At 61.8% G+C, this 16157-nt stretch carries 14 protein-coding genes; 1 reads left to right on the forward strand and 13 read right to left on the reverse strand.

Going from position 1 to position 16157, the window contains the following annotated elements; translation table 11 throughout:
• Positions 1-131 precede the first annotated feature (131 nt).
• Positions 132-1055, forward strand: coding sequence for a hypothetical protein (locus tag ACSBOX_RS12280; protein ID WP_442542720.1), 924 nt, complete (start codon positions 132-134; stop codon positions 1053-1055).
• Between the two features lie 138 nt (positions 1056-1193).
• Here the strand turns inward: ACSBOX_RS12280 and ACSBOX_RS12285 are convergent, their stop codons facing one another.
• The 13 genes from ACSBOX_RS12285 to ACSBOX_RS12345 all read right to left on the reverse strand — a co-directional run bounded on the left by ACSBOX_RS12285 (position 1194) and on the right by ACSBOX_RS12345 (position 16014).
• Positions 1194-1601 carry a LexA family protein gene (locus ACSBOX_RS12285; protein WP_442542721.1) on the reverse strand — a complete coding sequence of 136 codons (408 nt, stop codon included), beginning with the start codon at positions 1599-1601 and terminating at the stop codon, positions 1194-1196.
• 381 nt (positions 1602-1982) lie between these two features.
• Positions 1983-2495 (reverse strand): single-stranded DNA-binding protein, encoded by a 513-nt coding sequence (locus ACSBOX_RS12290; protein WP_442542722.1) that lies wholly within the window; start codon positions 2493-2495, stop codon positions 1983-1985.
• 55 nt (positions 2496-2550) lie between these two features.
• Positions 2551-3723 (reverse strand): ArdC-like ssDNA-binding domain-containing protein, encoded by a 1173-nt coding sequence (locus tag ACSBOX_RS12295; RefSeq protein ID WP_442542723.1) that lies wholly within the window; start codon positions 3721-3723, stop codon positions 2551-2553.
• Positions 3724-3801: 78 nt separating this feature from the next.
• A complete protein-coding gene (locus ACSBOX_RS12300) occupies positions 3802-4311 on the reverse strand; it encodes a hypothetical protein (protein WP_442542724.1) in 510 nt (169 codons plus the stop codon).
• Positions 4298-6115, reverse strand: a complete 1818-nt coding sequence (locus tag ACSBOX_RS12305) for a type IV secretory system conjugative DNA transfer family protein (protein WP_442542725.1) — start codon at positions 6113-6115, stop codon at positions 4298-4300. Before ACSBOX_RS12305 ends, ACSBOX_RS12300 begins: the two co-directional genes overlap by 14 nt.
• Entirely contained in the window at positions 6115-7575 is a 1461-nt protein-coding gene (locus ACSBOX_RS12310; RefSeq protein WP_442542726.1) for an ATP-binding protein, read from the reverse strand. The genes ACSBOX_RS12305 and ACSBOX_RS12310 overlap by 1 nt, the downstream gene beginning before the upstream one ends.
• The gene (locus ACSBOX_RS12315; RefSeq protein WP_442542727.1) at positions 7572-9059 is read right to left on the reverse strand and encodes an SCO6880 family protein; all 1488 of its coding nucleotides are present in this window, start codon (positions 9057-9059) and stop codon (positions 7572-7574) included. The genes ACSBOX_RS12310 and ACSBOX_RS12315 overlap by 4 nt, the downstream gene beginning before the upstream one ends.
• Complete coding sequence (locus ACSBOX_RS12320) at positions 9052-10449, reverse strand: type IV secretion system protein (RefSeq protein ID WP_442542728.1); 1398 nt, start codon at positions 10447-10449, stop codon at positions 9052-9054. Before ACSBOX_RS12320 ends, ACSBOX_RS12315 begins: the two co-directional genes overlap by 8 nt.
• Before the next feature lie 12 nt (positions 10450-10461).
• Positions 10462-10749: a hypothetical protein gene (locus ACSBOX_RS12325; RefSeq protein WP_078108165.1), complete on the reverse strand. Its 288-nt coding sequence runs from the start codon at positions 10747-10749 to the stop codon at positions 10462-10464.
• Between the two features lie 762 nt (positions 10750-11511).
• On the reverse strand, positions 11512-12930 hold the full coding sequence (locus ACSBOX_RS12330) for a hypothetical protein (protein ID WP_442542729.1): 1419 nt from the start codon (positions 12928-12930) through the stop codon (positions 11512-11514).
• A 289-nt stretch (positions 12931-13219) separates the two neighbouring features.
• A complete protein-coding gene (locus tag ACSBOX_RS12335; protein WP_442542730.1) occupies positions 13220-14266 on the reverse strand; it encodes a C40 family peptidase in 1047 nt (348 codons plus the stop codon).
• Positions 14267-14337: 71 nt separating this feature from the next.
• Positions 14338-15063: a hypothetical protein gene (locus ACSBOX_RS12340; RefSeq protein ID WP_442542731.1), complete on the reverse strand. Its 726-nt coding sequence runs from the start codon at positions 15061-15063 to the stop codon at positions 14338-14340.
• 51 nt (positions 15064-15114) lie between these two features.
• On the reverse strand, positions 15115-16014 hold the full coding sequence (locus ACSBOX_RS12345) for a sigma factor (RefSeq protein WP_442542732.1): 900 nt from the start codon (positions 16012-16014) through the stop codon (positions 15115-15117).
• Positions 16015-16157 lie beyond the last annotated feature (143 nt).

Raw genomic sequence — 16157 nt, forward strand, 5'->3', positions numbered from 1 at the left:
TGCCGACCCACCGGGAAATCCCGATCCATGCGCTCGAAGGCGGCCACCGGCGGTCTCAGGGGCGCGGCGTGCCCCGCCCGGCCCCGGCACCCGTGGAATAGACTGCCCGTGATTCTACGAGAGGTGGGGGAATGAAGGATCGACAAGGGGATGATGTGCGGGTCGAGCACGTCGGCGAGGACGTGCCCTCGGCGCCACGCGAAGTAGTCGGGGGCGACGGGGAGTCCTGGTCTGTGGCCCTGCCCGACGGTCTGCGCCTGGAGGCCAGCCCGTACCTGGAGCACCAGCCGCCGGCTTGGCCGGGCAGTTCCTTGCGGCGAAGGATGCTGCTCACCGCGACGGCTTTCGCCGTTGCCCTGACCGCTGTGGTGATCGCCGCAGGGTTCGGACTCGGCGTAGCACTGGCACCCTTCACAGCCGGGTCCGTCCGAACAGGCGCCGCCGTGACCAGCCAGCAGCCCCACACTGACAAGAACCACGACTACTGCACACTCGGCGTCGCCTACACCTTGGGCGGTCAACAGCGGCACGCCACCGTCGAATCCGGCCAAGCCTGCAAGGCATCCCTCCAACCCGGCACGCAGGTCCAGATCGCGCTCAACCCCGACAACCCAGGTGACATCGCCGTCCTCGGGTACGGGTATCCCCGGGAGAACGCATGGAAGGGCATAGCCATCATCGCCCCCATCATGGCCGTGATGCTGGGCCTGTTCCTCCTGTTTTGGGCATTTTCCTATCGCAGCACAAAGCGACTGTTCTCTCAGGAGACGCGATGGCACAACATAATCGCCACGGTCCGGGGCCGGACCCAGTCCAAGAGCGGCACAACCCTGTACCTAGAAGCCCAGGACACCACGGGGAATGACCGCATCTTCACCATGCTCTTCAATGACAGAGGTCCACGGCCGAAGCCAAAGCCCGGCGACATCCTCGACTTTGCCCTCCTCGCCGACGGAACGGCACACGCCGCAGTCTCCATCAAAAGCGAGAACCGGCTCCACCTCGTAAGCTTCTCGGTTCCCAACGACTTTCAACTACGCGCCCTCGGCCTATAAGGCCCAGTCCTGCGCACCCTCATTGGCAGCGCCGCCCCGTGACGTTTGCCACTTTACGACAGCTTCAGGAGCACAGGACATCCGAAGGATCGGACTGCATGAAAGCTGAGCACGGTGAATTAGATGCAATTCCGCTTATTAGACATGGTGGAGGCACCATGTGACGACTCCCCAGATCCGAAGATCGGAGAGTTCAGGGACGCGGATCGGCGGGTATTCCGGGTTGTCCGACTGCAGGACGATGCCGGCCCGGGTGATCCGGAGGCGTTTGATGGTGAGTTCGTCGTCGAGGATCGCGACCACCACTGAGCCGTCCTTTGGAGCGAGTGCCCTGTTGACGATGATCTCGTCACCGTCGCTGATGCCTGCCGGTTCCATGGAGTCTCCGGCCACGCGGACGACGAAGGTGCTGGTCTTGTCCTTGATCAGGTGCTCGTTCAGGTCGAGCTCCGAGGAAAAGTAGTCCTGGCTCGGCGAAGGGTAGCCCGCAGGGACCGCCACCGGAGCCACCGGGATGTGCCCGGGCTCGGCCCCCGCTTTTATCATGCGAGGGTCTAGGGCAAGAGACATGACACACCTTTATTCGAATATATGTTCTATTCAAATGGTAGCCCCAGGCCCGGACATTGACGCGAATCAACCCTGTTGCATCTAATGCGGGATGTGGACCTGGGCGCGCCCTCCACGTTCCTGTTTTGGAGATTCGATGGCACCGAGGCTGATAACTGGCCCGATACCGTAGCGCGCCCGGGTAGGCGGGCCCCAATCGGAGACCGGGCCGTGCAATCGTGCTTCGACATCCTCGAAAGCATCGGGAGGAATGTCTTCGAGCCCAAGCACCGCCGCCGAAGCCATCCGCGAGATCGTCCTGGGCCACGGCGGATCAACGAGTGCAGACACCCGCCCCGCACTCTCGGTGCCGCCCGACTAGTAACTCATCTCACTCCCCTGCGCCGCCCCAAAAGGGGGCACCACCACCGGGCTCTTAGTCGCAATGTTGTACACGGGCGAGGAGGCCTCCGCTGAAGCCGCCGCCTCTAGACCGGACCCAATGCCAGCATCCGGCGCAGCAACGGCAGCATGCGCCGATCGCTGGTAGACGGCGGTACCGAAGCGCAGATCCGGCCCAATCGTGTCGGCGACTATGCGGCGGGCTTCTCGCTTCTCACCGTCCTTCTCGTAGGAGCGGAATTCGAGCTCGCCCGCCACAGTAACCGGATCGCCCTTTTTCAGTGAGTTCGATGCATTCTCAGCTAGAGCCCGGAAGGCCGAGACGTTGTGGAAGACGGGTTCGCCGTCCTGCCAGGTCCCGTCCGTTCCCTGGATTCGCTGGTTTACAGCGACGCGCAGCTTGGCGTGGGCCACTCCGGACTCGCCGTAGGTGAGCTCTGGGTTGGCGACGAGGTTGCCGGCGATGCTGATCGGGATTTTGGTGCTCATTGTTCTTTTCCTTTCCAGTCCCAGCAGGACTCTCCCGCCGGACAGATAGTTTGAGTCAGACTCCAGGGCCCGCGATTGTGGGCCCGTCTATCGACGCGGCGGGCCGTCCCACGCCGACGTAGGACACCGTCTGGTTGAGCCGAGGATCGGCGTCGACGGAGGGAACCTTGCCCCCGAAGCCAGGTGGATGAGTGACTTCGAGGATCCCCTTCGATGCTGCCGTCACTCGCCCGAGGACGGACTTCGCAATATCAACCCGGGAGGCAGGAAGTTTGCGGTGATCCGCCCCCTCCGCCAAAACACCACCTTCCGTCTCGATGACAGCGTCTGCCCATCCGGCAAGGTAGGAGGCCGATTGTGGTCCGCGGTCGATCCCGTGGGCCCGCAGCACGGTGTAGGCGACAGACTCGGCCTCGACTTCGGCAAGCCCGCGGTGGTCTGCACTGCTGCCGTAAAGCCGCCCGACGGCGTCGTCCGGGCCATGCAGCAGTACATGCCCAAGCTCGTGGGCGAGTACCGCGGTGCGCTCCTCGGTGCTCAGCCACGCTCCCACTTGGACGCGGTGCTTGGCGAAATCCGTGTAGCCGCTGGTGAGTCCGTATTGGGCGGCGTCGACGTGGACTTCGAAACCGTGCCGGTGAGCGACCTCCGTCAACAATCCGAAAAGCTGTGAGGCGTCGACGCCAGGCCCGGTGCCGTCTCGCGGCACGAGCAGCGGAGTCCCTTGGGTTTGCGAGACATCAAAGACTGCCTGTCCGCGCCACCCGGTGATGACCGTCTTCTTTCCATCGTCGACGGCGCCACGGGGAGCCTTCTCTCCGACGCGTATCCGCTGCCTGGTCCCATCCGGAAGCGTGAATTCCTGCATGCGTGCTGTGCGCGGCGCAATCACCCACAGGGCATGCTCACCCTTTAGCACAGCTCGGCCGTGGCGTTCCCATTCCCTGTACCCCGCGACGAGTGTGGGCTCTTCGGTACCGCGCTGGGCCATCTGCATCATGAGGAGGGCCACGTTCCCGCCGGAGTATCGCCAAAGGGTGGCCGAAGCGTCCAGCAGTACCTGCCAGTGGGAAGGTGATTCAACGGCTTGTTCCAGGATCGTGTGGAGGCCATCCGTCAGGACGGAGATGCGTTCCTCCGGTGTCATCCGCGACTGGCCCAATGCCACCAGGGCGGGCGCGGGATCGTGCGCCTCAGAATTCGATACGCCCTCGCCTCTCGGAGCCACGACAGCCACCTCCATGCCTCTTGGATTCCGCAATCGCGGATATCTGTTCATGTCCGCAGACGCGCGGACTGCATGACTTCAGAACTCGGCACCAAGTTGATGGTGAGCTGCCTGCCACTCGATGAACTCTGGACCATCCACCGTGAGAACTCTTGAGGTGGGTTCTTTGTGTGACTGCAGGCCGACGCAGCCGGCCGTTCGGGTGTGGGTTCTGAGGCGTTCGACGGCGTGTGGGAGCCGCTCGTGAAAAGCCAACGGTCCGAAGCCAGCATCGTCGGCGGCGTAGGACGCCTGTTCTGCCCGCTGCAGGGCGTAGAGCTCGGCGACGATCTCTTGGTGCTTCCACCAGCAATCGGGTACCACTGACGTCGTCAGTTGGTAGGTCGCGACAAGCCATCTCACCCAGTCTGCGAGCGCAGCCCAGACGCCTACGGCCTGCTGAGGGCCCATATCCCGCCAGCGATAAGTCGTGCCCTGCAAACCGTTCGGGGCTCGGAAGGCCGAGCGGAACAGCTCGGCTGTCAGCTCGTCGTCGTCCGCTCCAGCTGAGGGAATGTCAAAGTGTTCGACATCGTCATAGTTCCCCATCGCTGGTTCCTTCGGCTATTTGCTGTCGCTGTTTGTGCCCTTCGGTGAGTGCGCGTTCGGTTTCTGCCTTTGAGCGCCCAAGTTCGGCCGCGTCCTTGCGCTTGCGCCATTCGCGCAGGTCCAACAGGATCGGTCTTGTGCGCCGGCCAAGCATGAGGGCCGTGCCGGTAGGCAGCCGGCGGATCTCATCGAGGGCGATGACCGGGCTCTCCCGGATCTGCTCGCCGTCCTGACGGCCTTGCGAGGACCATGAGCGCGTAGTCAGGGTGAGGCTTCGCTCCCCCAGCAGCCCCGCGAGCGAGCGGAGGTCACGTTCGTCGGAGCCGCCGCCGAAGATCACCTTGATGATGGCCGAATCCCAGATCGTGGCGGCCTCGTCGATGGACCAACCTGTTCGGGCCTGGGAGAGCGACTGCAGCACAACGAGTGTTGAGATGCCGATTCCGCCACCGTCCGAAAGGGCAATCGGTAAGCCGGGCCAAGGAGCAAGATTGGCGATCTCGTCGAGGATCAAAGACAGAGGCGGATCGAGCCGGCCGCCCGGCGAGACGAACGCCATTTCCCGGGCGGCGTAGTCGATGTCGTCAATCAAAGCTGAGAGATAAGGGCCTGCCGCGGCGGCCCCTGCTCGTGTGCCAATCAGATAGAGAGTGCCGCGATCTCGGATGAAGCTTTTCGGATCAAATTCCTCCGATTCGTCCTGGGGGTCAAGCGCAGCCAAGACTTTCGGCGAGGACAGCGGAGCCACGGCCGCCGAGACCCCAATCCAAGAGTTGGAGGTGTTCCTTGGATCATCTTCAAGGATCCCCATCAGATCTGCCTGCCACCCCAATGCAGCCCCTGGGCGGCTGAGAACCTCCACAGCCTCACGAGCCAACACCGGACTCGAGGACCAACGCCGAAAGGCTCGGACCCCCTCCCCGGACAACGCCGCGGCGTGAAGCAAACACTGAAGGACTATCAGGGAGCGCTTCTGCCACGCGGCGTTTTCGCCCTTCATCTCCGTATCGGCGGTGATTACCAAGGCGCGGCGCGTGGCGATATCCGGGTCCTGGCAGCCGCTGACCGGAGACCAACGCAGCGTGGACGGCAGACCGGACATTCCTTGCGGATCGAACACGGTCACAGGCCTATTGCCCGTGGCGCGAGCTTTCATCGTGACGACAAGATTGTCGGCCCGGGTGGACGTCGTCACCACGGCCCCGGGCGCATCGAGGATGGCATTGATCACCACGTAGAGTCCCTTGCCCGAACGCGGCGCACCCTGGATCACCATCGATTCTTCAGTTGAGACGTGAATCGTGACACCGCGCGAGCGTCCGAGCATCCAGGAAAGGTCCTGAATACTCGGGTTGCTCAGCCCGGGACGCGTGAACTTCCCCCGCCTCCGGACGGCCCCGGCTCCGAAGTCGTGCAGAATCTCGGAGCGGCGCGCGATGCCATCCCGGTTCAGGATCTCTTGCCGCAGCCATGCCCCCGATTGCTTCCATCTTCGCCAAGCCCAGATCCCACTCACCGCGAGCGCGGCGACCGCGACCAGTACCGGGGCGACCAGCCACCAGACCTCGCCCGTGCCGACGTCGCAGAGGGGAGTTCGGCGCACGATCCAATCGATCCGGCCAGTGAAGAGTCCGACGGCGGCCGCCGGGTTTGGCGGCGAGGCCGACGAGGTGCCGCACCGCCAAGTGACGACAAGCCGGGCGGCACCCTGAACCAGGAAGGAAAGGCTCACGAAGCCAGAGAGGGTGACGAGTCCGGCCGTGACGAGTGGGCTGGTGTTTCCTGCGCGCGGGTGGCTGAACATCAGATCATCCGGTCGTCGGTGCCAAAGACTTCTAGCTCATCGGTGGTGACTCTGTTGGCAACGATGAAGGAACGGTTTCCGACCTTCCAGAGTCCTACGCCCTTGGGAAGGTTCTCGACGTGTTCGCATTCGGCTTCGGTCAGGCCGAGGGCTTCCTTGGTCAGGCGCATGGCATCGTGCTTTTGCCGGTAGATAATGCGCGTGTCTGCTTCCGTGAGAAGCCCGAGGGCCTTCTGACGGTGTCCGCTGGTGCTGTCGCCGATCTCGTTGAGATCGGCGACCTTGTGCATGATGAGCAGGTTTGCAATCCCGTAGGTGCGGGCGAGTCGCCATTGCTCGCTCATTTTGGCCAGCATGTAGGGATCGGCAAGCATCCGCCAACCCTCGTCGTAGACCACTAGCCGCTTGCCGCCGTCGGGATTGGTGACCGCTGCCTCCAGCCAGGTCGCCCCGCACGCTGCCGCGAGTGACAGGGCCTGCTCAGAAGCGCCGATCAGGGCGGAGGTATCCATCACCATCATGGGCGCGTCGGCGTCGAAGGCGACCGTGGAAGGGGCGTCGAACATTCCTTCCAGATCGCCTGACACTGTGCGTCGGAGCGAGTGGCTGACAGCCGTTCCGCCGTCCCTGCCGACGAGCCCGATCGTTTCCTTCGATGGGTTCAGCAGATGATCCAAGACCATGGGTAGCGTCGGGTTCGAGTTCTGCGACACCGTCTCCATCAGCGCCATATCCAGCGCCGTGTGCTCCACGGGGCGAAGTGGCATGCCCTGCCGCATGAGGGACACCAACGCCACCAACAGGTAGCGACGGCGTTGGCGTACCACAGCCTGCCACTGCGCCTCACTCAGCGCGCTGGAACGCGGACCCGCGTCGAGGGGGTTCACTCGGGCTGAGCGGCCGGGCCCGACGGATATGACTTTGCCGCCAACAGCATTGGCCACGGCCACCCATTCGCCCTTGGGATCAGACGCTACTGCCGCCTTCCGCCCCAGCGTGATCGAGCGGGCCACCAAGGATTTACCGCACATGGACTTGCCAGTGCCGACGGTGCCGATGACCACGATCGACGGGCCGCTGATGACACCATTGTCATAGAGAATCCACGGATCGTAGGAAAAGGCCCCGGACCCGAAGACATCCGTGCCGATGTACGTGCCCTCATGACCCAGACCCGATTCAGTGATGAACGGATAGGCCGCCGCAAACGTCAGTGTGGAAGCCCGGTGCGGTGCTGGACGCAGACGATGCGGGCCACGCAGAGATTTTGGTTCCCTACTCCCCCAGTCCCCACCGTGTTCGCTACCTTCCAGCCGACCATCGATTGTGTCTCCGAAGCCCCGCAGCGCAGATATCCACGGTCCGCTCTCCCCCGGGCCTTCGCGCCTGCGTCGTTCCTTCCTTTCCCTGCGGTTGTCACCCGACGGCACGTATTGAACATTTTGGATGGTTCGCTTCATCGGAGCCCCCTCCCGAGCGGAAGGGCGCCGGCAACGAACGCAGCCCATTGCTGCCCGGCCAGCAACCGCAATTCAACGAAGGCCCCTGCAGCCGCCGATTCAAGCTCCTGCCTGTGCCGCGCCAGATCTTCGAGCGTGGCTGCCGTGATCGTGACGTACGCCGAGGGCCGCACGTCACCGTGGCCGGCGACGATCTCTTCCTCCCGCTGAGCCACCTCCTCTTCTTCCGCCTTTTGTTCACGCGTGAGGGGCCTGTCGAACCTCGTGTTGATTCGACGCCGGGTTTCATGGGCTTCCTGGGCAGAACGGATATCCCGCAGCGCCTCAGTCGTGGGCACTGCCCGGATCACTTCAGTCACCGTATGGCGGAAATCTCCGACGTAGATCAGCGGATGCAGGAAGCCCGGAAAGACCTTCTGCCGAGGCCACTCCGCGATCCAGAACGTCTGATGAAACCCGGAGTCGGTGCGCACATAGGTCCAGTGCTCCTCGACGGCCATAGGGCCCGAAGGCAGTTTGGACGCTGGATCGCTCTCGTGTATGGGTTTGGTGGCTGGTGGCTGCCGGTGAATGGCGACGGCCGCCGGGTCGAAGGCGCCGCGTAAAACCCCGAGGATACCGTCCTCGCGGAGCCACTCCTCGACCTTGACGTTGTGTGTTCCCAGTGCGGTGGTCATAGCCTCCACCTCCAACCGGAGTACGCGTTCAACGCCGACCAGTCCCCCGCCGGACTCCTTGATCCGCCTTCGGGCCTTGGCCGTGTCCACGACGAGAGTCAGAAGCAGATCGTGGCTCATGGCCGACCCAGCTGCAGAAATCAGATCCTCATACGAACGCTCGCCCCAGCTCAGCTCTCGTGTGTCCGCAATCCGATGCGGTACGGCGTGTTCGTAGAAGTCACGCAGGGCCTTCGACGGATACGGAACCGTGTAATCCTGAACGGCAATTCTCGCTAGAGAGCTGCGCTGGGCCATGCCCGCCTGAACACGGGACCAGGCCTGTACTGCCCAGGCTTTGTCGTCGGTGTCCAAGAGCGCGAAAGACCTCGTGCTGCACCGCAGTACCGCGAGGGCCTCCCTGCCCCTGGCGTCAATGATGAAGGACTCGCCCCGCGAGGTTCGGCGCAGCTCGAGATTTCCCAATCCGCCCGGGAGTGCCAGACGGCCCGCAAGGACAGCTCGCTCGGGCCTGACGAAAAACCGCGTCTGGTTGATGACTGATCGATAGAAGAACACGACGGCGTGACTGGCCCATACCGGATATGGAATCCGTGAGTACTGCAGCAATCCGAGCAGCATTAGCCCGAGCCACATCGGTCCTGACGCGAATAGTCCGACCGGTCCGTTAGCGGCCGAGGCCACGCTTGCCACGAGGACGCCACCCGCCAGGAGGAGCAACTGATACCACTTCAAGCCCATGAACAGACCGCGACGTTCGTAGCGAGGAAACTTGACGGCCTCGAGGGTGCGTGAATTTTCAGACACTGGAATCACTGTCTTTCGCGGGCTGGACAATCGTTCTTGGTCGGACCGGTGGTGGCACTGTCGGCGCTATCGATGGAGAGGCAATAGGAACAGACGAGGGGCGTGACGCTGAAGGCTGCGGCGACTCGTCAGTGACACTGGCAGCCGACTGACCGGACGGCGATCCTTCCCTCGTGTACGGTCCGCGGGTGGCCCGCGCCAGAGGCGATGCAGGACCGGGAGCTGACCCGCCGACGTCGAGCATCAAGGTAGGGGCACTTTCGACGGAACTCCGCGACGACGTCGTACCAGTCGGCGCTCCGGGTAGTGGCACTTTGGGCGGCAATGCAGTTGTAGGAAACTGCTGACGACTCGACGGGATCGGGCGAGTTATCGACGAACGGGCAGCCATGCCAGCAAGCGTGAATCGGCCACCCGTCTGTCGGCTGATCTGCCTTGCAGTGAAGCTGGAGCTGCGCGAAAGAATGTGACCGCCGCCGGCAGTTTGGGCAGCCGCGGCCAGTTCCCCGCCGGCGAAACTGACAAGCCGTAAGGCCATCAGAGGAGCGCCGCACGCAAGTGTCATTCCGACCACGCCGGCAGCCAGTCCAGCGAACGACTTCGACTCGGCGAAGAGCTTGATAGCAACCGCCAGAACGGTCGCGGCCAGAGGCTTGGCTAGGAGCAGCGCGACGACGATCTCGCACCAGCGTCGCGCCCAGGATATTGTTTTCTCCCACGGCATGAGCATGAGAGCGACAGGGGCTACGGCGGCAAGCACGATGAGCGCGAATGACCGGAAGATCATCGAACACATCAGAATGAATGCCAATATCCAGACAACGATGACGGCCATCGCCGTGACAATCACTGCCCCGGCCGCCCCACTGCTAGAGCCGGGTGCCAAGGACACAACGTTCCAATCCCGGCCGGATCCCGCGGGTGCCCGCTCGAAACCGAAAAGCCGCATGAACACCACGTACGGGTCCGTTCCCATGGAGTCGAGGATTGCTTGCGACGCGGAGTCGCCGATGTGGGTGAGCTGGCGAGCAAGGAAAACCGCTCCGGCCACCATGGGAATGGCTGCGGCCCCGCCTACCAAGGCCCGTACGAGGCGGCGGGGCTGTTGGCTGATCAAGCCCGATAGGAGCTGCAGGATCATTGCCACGACGAGCGGGGTCATCATGACAACGACCCACCAATTCGTCAGCCCCTGCACGACGATCCACTGCGAGTCATCAACGTTCGAGACGCTGAATGCCCCCGTGATAAATGACCAAATCCAGGACGCTATGTTCTGGAGAATATTCGCAAAAAGGGCCGTGACGGCTCCGAGGAAACCATCGTTCGCCTGGGAGACGAGCCCGCACCCCGGCGGCCACCACCCATCCAGGTCACACTGGACCGGCATAACAGATCGGACCTAGAATCCGAGCGGGAACGCCGATTGGGACCAGAGAATGTAGCCGTTGATGCCGCCCAGGATCGCAGCCACCGGGCCAGTCCAGAGCAAGATCATGCCACCGCCGGACGCCAGCCGCGACGACTGACTCAACTTGCCAGCCAGAAGCATTGCCGCCCCCACGATCGCCACGATCGCGATCACGATGAAGGCACCGACGAGGATGCCGCCACCGATCTCCTTCAACGAGGCAAGAAAGGGAAAGTTAGGATTCGGGGTGATTCCGGGATCTACAGCTGCCAGCAACATTGAGTGCTCCGTCCGTCGTCTTCCAGAGGAATGAGCTGCGTAAGCTCACGGCTTCATGGAGGCGACGGCGTGGAGCGACATGACGTTCCGGAATGGATAGATGACCGGACAGTACATAATTGACTTTGGGCCAAACATCCTGGGTAACGGCATTGGACGTGTTTGCAGTCCATCCCTGCGACGCGCAATGCGTGAGTGATTATCCCTTCGGTTGTCGGATGAGGATCTCTCGATCAGTAATCGGGCCATGAGGGCGTTGACACCAATCCGCCCACTTTGAAATCTTCCCATTTAGGCGGTCTCGCCCTCCGCGGCGGGGCCCCGCACCCACACGGGCCGCCATGGTGACGTCGAGACCTTGCGTGGCGAACGGTTTGCCGATGCGGCCCATCTCTCGTCTTCGGCTGCGCTCTTCGAGAGAACTTTGCCACACCACCTAGCAATCTGTGCTGAGCGTTTCGTGGGCACCTGGTTGGCAGGATCAGGCCAGACCGCTCCCTACATGGGGCAAATCGATCCAGCGGCTTCTCCGCAGAATTGTCCCGACGCCCTGCCTCAGCACGCGAACGTTCGGTTTGGCGGGGAAAGAGAGGCGAAAACATGAGCGCAACCTCAAAGAGCCCCAAGGAAAAGCGGCTTCGCCAACAAGGGGACCAACCTATCGCAGTAACTCCCTGTTCTTGAGCTGCTGCCTTAGTTACTTGCATTGGCCTTCATTGTCCGCGCACAGCGGGACCCAAACCTCGGGAAAACCACAAAGGGCTAAGGACTACCTTGCTGATCGAAGTGAAGCGCCGTCGACGCCGGGCGCGGCGCGGCCGGCTGTTCAACGTCCGGGGAGGCTGGCCCGGCAAGGAGCAACTGCTCGCTACCCCAACGTAGGAAGAACGCAAAGAACGGATCTGAAATATGGAGGCGGGAGTTCGTTTCGTCTTCCACATACTCAAGGACCGGTTGAACGTCGGGTAACATGTCGGACTCTTCGTCAGATTCTGCATCGAGCTCATCCTCAGTCGGGCGCCTCTCATTCATCCGCTTGGCGGCGATCCGGCTTAGGTGCTGTAGAGCACGGGTGATCTGGTTCGCCGCTGGGCCTGCACCTTCGACTTCTGCTTCAACCGCTGCCCGAATATCTTCTTTGGTCAGCTCTAGACGAGGACCAGTCTGAGCGATCCCTCGCAAGGTCAACCCATAGGAATCGAGAGTCCCGTTATCCTTGGTCTTCCATTGCGTGCGCTTATTTCCCCTCTCCTGCGGGCCACTGATCAATCGTTCAAACCAGTCACGCGAGGCCGGGTCGGTTTGAGCCCTGAAGAAAGCTGGCCAGTCTGCGGGAGCGTTGAGATCCACAAGTACGTCCTGAGCGACCCGTACGTCATTTGCCTTGCACAATTCTCGGCAGAATTTCTGCATGAGGTGGGGGCTCCCGTAAGACTCCTCGGCGAGTCGGTTTGCCAATACTTCGTTGGCATCCCGCACCTTCAAGGCAGCGAAACCTTGGCGAGCGATGAATAGCAGATCTTCGATACTCCAGAAATTCACCTTGAGTGGAACAACGCGCCCAGTCATATCGGGCTCGGCCGTAACGACGTCCTGAACGCGATGCGAGATGGATACGAAAATAATGGCAACTCCGGCCAACACTAGCGGCTTAAGCGCACGCACAATCTGACGCTGTATCGGACGATCGATGAAGTGAAAATCGTCAATGACGACTGTCCGACCAGATGCCACTAGAGCCTGTCGCGCAACCGCTGGCATAGGCCGGTCCGCTCCATACCGGGATGTCGTCGAGTCAGTAGCGCTGTATGCAGCCTTTGCGGCGATCTTGGCGACGCCGGGAAGTCCTGCCTCCGAAGAAAGGTCACCGCCGCCAGTTTCCCCGTGGTCTTCGCCGACCTGAATCTGGTGGTATGCGCCAAGCTGGTCGGCGATGAGCCGCCAGAGAGTGTCAGTCGAATCTATACCCTGTCCATCAACCCAAACCGGGTCGGAGACCACGCGCTCCACGAGCACGGACTTGCCGGTCTTCGTCGGTCCAGCAACCGTCAGAATCGCGCCCGTCTCGTCCAGATAATCTTGCAGGTCCCTCTCCAAATGCAATTCCGCACGGGGGTTATAGGTCAGTGCGGGAAGCTTTCCCGGTACAAAAACTTCTCCGACCTTCAATTTATTAGCCACGGACAGATACTATCCGACGTTATCTGACACAAGCCGAAGGCGAGAGGAAAGTGTCAAACAAATTGCAGCATTGGCCACCGAAGTCGCTCACGAGATCGAGATCGACCGTGACATCGAGCATCCGCGGCGCTTGCGATCCCTCAGGAGCGACAACCTCCACCCCTCCTGACCGGTTCATACACATTCAAACGGAACTTCGTCGCTATTCCATTCGGCAAATAAGGGCGTTCGTTCCACTTACCGTCGCCTCGGGGTTGCTCACGCGTCCGTGCGACTATGTGTAAGGATGTCAGGGCAAGAGGTCAAAGTACGCAGTGCCCGTGTTCCATGCGACAGGATGCCGCAACGTTCCAACAGCTGGGTTAAGAGCGCTGTACATCATGCCATTACCGGCATAGATGCCGACGTGACCCCAGTTGTCGGGTCCCTGCGGATTCTGCACCACCAAATCCCCCGGCTGTGGATTATCCGTTCGCTGCCCGACGGTCCATTGATCTACACGTGGGAGGTTGATCCCCACCTGTTTATAGATCCATTGAACGTAGCCGGAGCAGTCCCACGCTTTGAACGCCGTTCCACCCCACACGTATGCCCCACCCAGCCCTTCTTGAGCAAAGTGCAGGATGTCCTTCCGGATTTGGCTGAGATTTGATGCTATTCCCGGCGGCGTCGAACCGTTAGGAGAGCTGTCGCAGGAAGCTGATGCAGGGCCACCTGCGAGCGCATCAACGATGGCCGTTGCCTCAGGTTCCCAGCGCGCGTACAGCTCAGGAAAGGCTGATACTTGAACAGCTTGGGCCGCCTTGCCCTTATCCATAGATTGCCAGGTCGGGATATCAAGCAGCCCGGGTGGGCTGCCATGGTTGGGACCGCTGGATCCGCCGTAGAAGGCCCGAGCGTTGTAGCTAGGGTCCATGAGTTGCTCGATGGTCCCCCAGCCTGCGGCTGGACGTTGCTGGGCGGTGCCGAGGGAGTCGTGGTCGCTGCCGACGCCGTCGTGCCGAATCAAGAGCGAAGCGGGAACGTTTGTGTTCGCCAAGACTCTTAGTCCGGATTCCTGAACTGCCACCATGATCGCGATGATTTGGCCGTCCCTGGGGACGCCCATTTGTTTTCCAACTGCAATGTAAATCCGGGCAACTGCCACTTGTGCGGGAGTTAGAGTGGCCGGGGCCTGGCTGTGTGGCTGAATCTCCAGACCAGTGGCTTCGTCCGATGTCGGCTGTGCATTGGCGATCGCACCGAACGAACAAGTATTAGAAGTTGTCGCCGAGTTGGCGGCAAACACTGCAACACCAGCGCAAAACGCAAAGGCATAGACCAGGATCAGTGCCATAACTGCAGCCGTCGATGCCCGCAAAATAGCTCGGCTCTTCGCCAATCCGGTCAGAACCGCGGGAGCAGGCATCAGTAGACGATTTTGCTCGGCGTCGCGTAGAAGCCAACGACTTGGCAATGATCGATCGGGGCTGTAGTGGCCGGTGGACAATTCACCATGACGCTCACGGGAGCGGCATAGGCGTTGCGGTCCGAGTTCGATTGATCCACAACGCTTAGAGTGGCTGTGCAGACATGGAGGCCAACCCAGGGCGCCGGGTGGTCGCGCACCTTGGCCAGCTCGCCGTCGCACACAAGGGACAGGACCGTCGCCGAACGGCGTGCCTGTTCCCCCGCCAAGGTCGCAAAGGTTCCGGCGTTAACACCGGTCGCTTCGAACTCCTGTACAAACACCGTTAGTGGGTTGGACCCGTCCGGCAGAACGTCCCACCAGTCCCGCAGTCGGGAGTAGACCTCAGAGTACGACGCCGTTCGCGTATCCCAGGTATATATCGCCGTCGCTGCCGCGCCAGCGAGTCTGCGGAAGTCCGATGTGCGTGGTTCGCCGATCGCCTGTGGAGTTACCATCGCGGAAGCTGAGGTCGGCGATGCGGCTGGCGAGACGGTCGACGACGTCGCGGCGCCGGTGGTTGCAGGGGCCGCCGTCGAAGGTGAAGCCGGCTCCGTTCGGGTCCCGCCTGCGGGAAGCGCAAGAATGAACATCGCCGCCACCACGCTCAGAATTGCCAGGACGCCGATCCACCAGAACCGCCGTCTCCCTGAGCCTAGCGGTGTACGCCTCTGCAACAGCCCCATGTCTGCCTCCTTGTCCCCTTCATTGCAAGCAGTACAGGCTCACGACATGACTCAAGGGGCCGTTGTCATTCCATTCCGGAGAATCCTCCACGACGCCTGATACAGCCGCCGGGCGAATCCAATCTGCACGGCAACATAGCGTTCGGTGACCCCGAGCTCCGCGGCCAAAGACTCCAGGGCTCGGTTCCTCTCCGACCCACGAACACCTCGCCGAACGATGCTGACCGCAACTCGGCGGAGCACTAGCGTCGGCAAGCATTCAGCTGCGGACTGGCAGAGATCTTCCATGCTGCGGATGTCTGCCGGCTCCACTTCCAAGGCACTTTGAACAGTCTTCGCGGTCTGGCGCACCACTGTCACCGCATGCCACCGGCGGCGATCCTGTGGCGAGGGCGGACCGTATCGACGCGGCGCAGTGAGACTCTCCATGGCTAGGCCCCAAACGCTTTCATTCACACTGGCTCGGGTCAGGGCAATAATCGCTCGCGCCCATTGCTGGTCTATTACCCCGTCGGCGCCTCTGTCCCAGTTCCGGTCGATAGCCAAGAGAGCGAGCGCGTCAGACGAGGCCGGGCAGTCACCGCAGCTTGGTTCGACCAGTAGCGGCAGCGTCTGATGGGACAGCTCACGACGAATGTGTGCGGCGCATAGGTTGCCGGTCACTCCCTGTACCCACGCCTCAAAGCGAACACCGGAGAGTTGGCGATAGTGGCCGCGTGCGACTCCATCCCAGACGGCCAACCGGATGTCTTGCATGACATCGTCCACATCGCATGCTCGGCCGATCCTGGAGAGATGTGAAACGACGTAACGTCGTACTCCCTCGACGGCCACCATGATCTGGTCAACCGGGATTGGCCCCGGATCGAGAGGCCTGGTCAGAGATACATCTATGGTCGCTGGTGTTGGTTGTTTTTGTTGGGCTTGATTCGCCCCGTCTTCGACACTCATTGTCTTCACCGCTTCGACAAAGCAGACTCCTGTAGTCCGACGCGGGTAACCCCGCACACGAGGGTGTCAGCCCAGAATCGACTCCACCCACAGTCGCAACAAAGCTATGCAAACTATTGTCAAGAATAATTAAAGTATCGTCA

It is taken from the genome of Arthrobacter sp. KN11-1C (genome assembly GCF_052180225.1).
Lineage (GTDB): Bacteria > Actinomycetota > Actinomycetes > Actinomycetales > Micrococcaceae > Arthrobacter.

Excerpts from the sequence above, each read along its gene's own strand:
- ACSBOX_RS12290 (WP_442542722.1), bottom strand. The coding sequence starts at position 2,495 with ATGAGCACCAAAATCCCGATCAGCATCGCCGGCAACCTCGTCGCCAAC.
- ACSBOX_RS12325 (WP_078108165.1), bottom strand. The coding sequence starts at position 10,749 with ATGTTGCTGGCAGCTGTAGATCCCGGAATCACCCCGAATCCTAACTTT.
- ACSBOX_RS12345 (WP_442542732.1), bottom strand. The coding sequence starts at position 16,014 with ATGAGTGTCGAAGACGGGGCGAATCAAGCCCAACAAAAACAACCAACA.
- ACSBOX_RS12340 (WP_442542731.1), bottom strand. The coding sequence starts at position 15,063 with ATGGGGCTGTTGCAGAGGCGTACACCGCTAGGCTCAGGGAGACGGCGG.
- ACSBOX_RS12305 (WP_442542725.1), bottom strand. The coding sequence starts at position 6,115 with ATGTTCAGCCACCCGCGCGCAGGAAACACCAGCCCACTCGTCACGGCC.
- ACSBOX_RS12310 (WP_442542726.1), bottom strand. The coding sequence starts at position 7,575 with ATGAAGCGAACCATCCAAAATGTTCAATACGTGCCGTCGGGTGACAAC.
- ACSBOX_RS12280 (WP_442542720.1), top strand. The coding sequence starts at position 132 with ATGAAGGATCGACAAGGGGATGATGTGCGGGTCGAGCACGTCGGCGAG.
- ACSBOX_RS12320 (WP_442542728.1), bottom strand. The coding sequence starts at position 10,449 with ATGCCGGTCCAGTGTGACCTGGATGGGTGGTGGCCGCCGGGGTGCGGG.
- ACSBOX_RS12285 (WP_442542721.1), bottom strand. The coding sequence starts at position 1,601 with ATGATAAAAGCGGGGGCCGAGCCCGGGCACATCCCGGTGGCTCCGGTG.
- ACSBOX_RS12335 (WP_442542730.1), bottom strand. The coding sequence starts at position 14,266 with ATGGCACTGATCCTGGTCTATGCCTTTGCGTTTTGCGCTGGTGTTGCA.
- ACSBOX_RS12300 (WP_442542724.1), bottom strand. The coding sequence starts at position 4,311 with ATGGGGAACTATGACGATGTCGAACACTTTGACATTCCCTCAGCTGGA.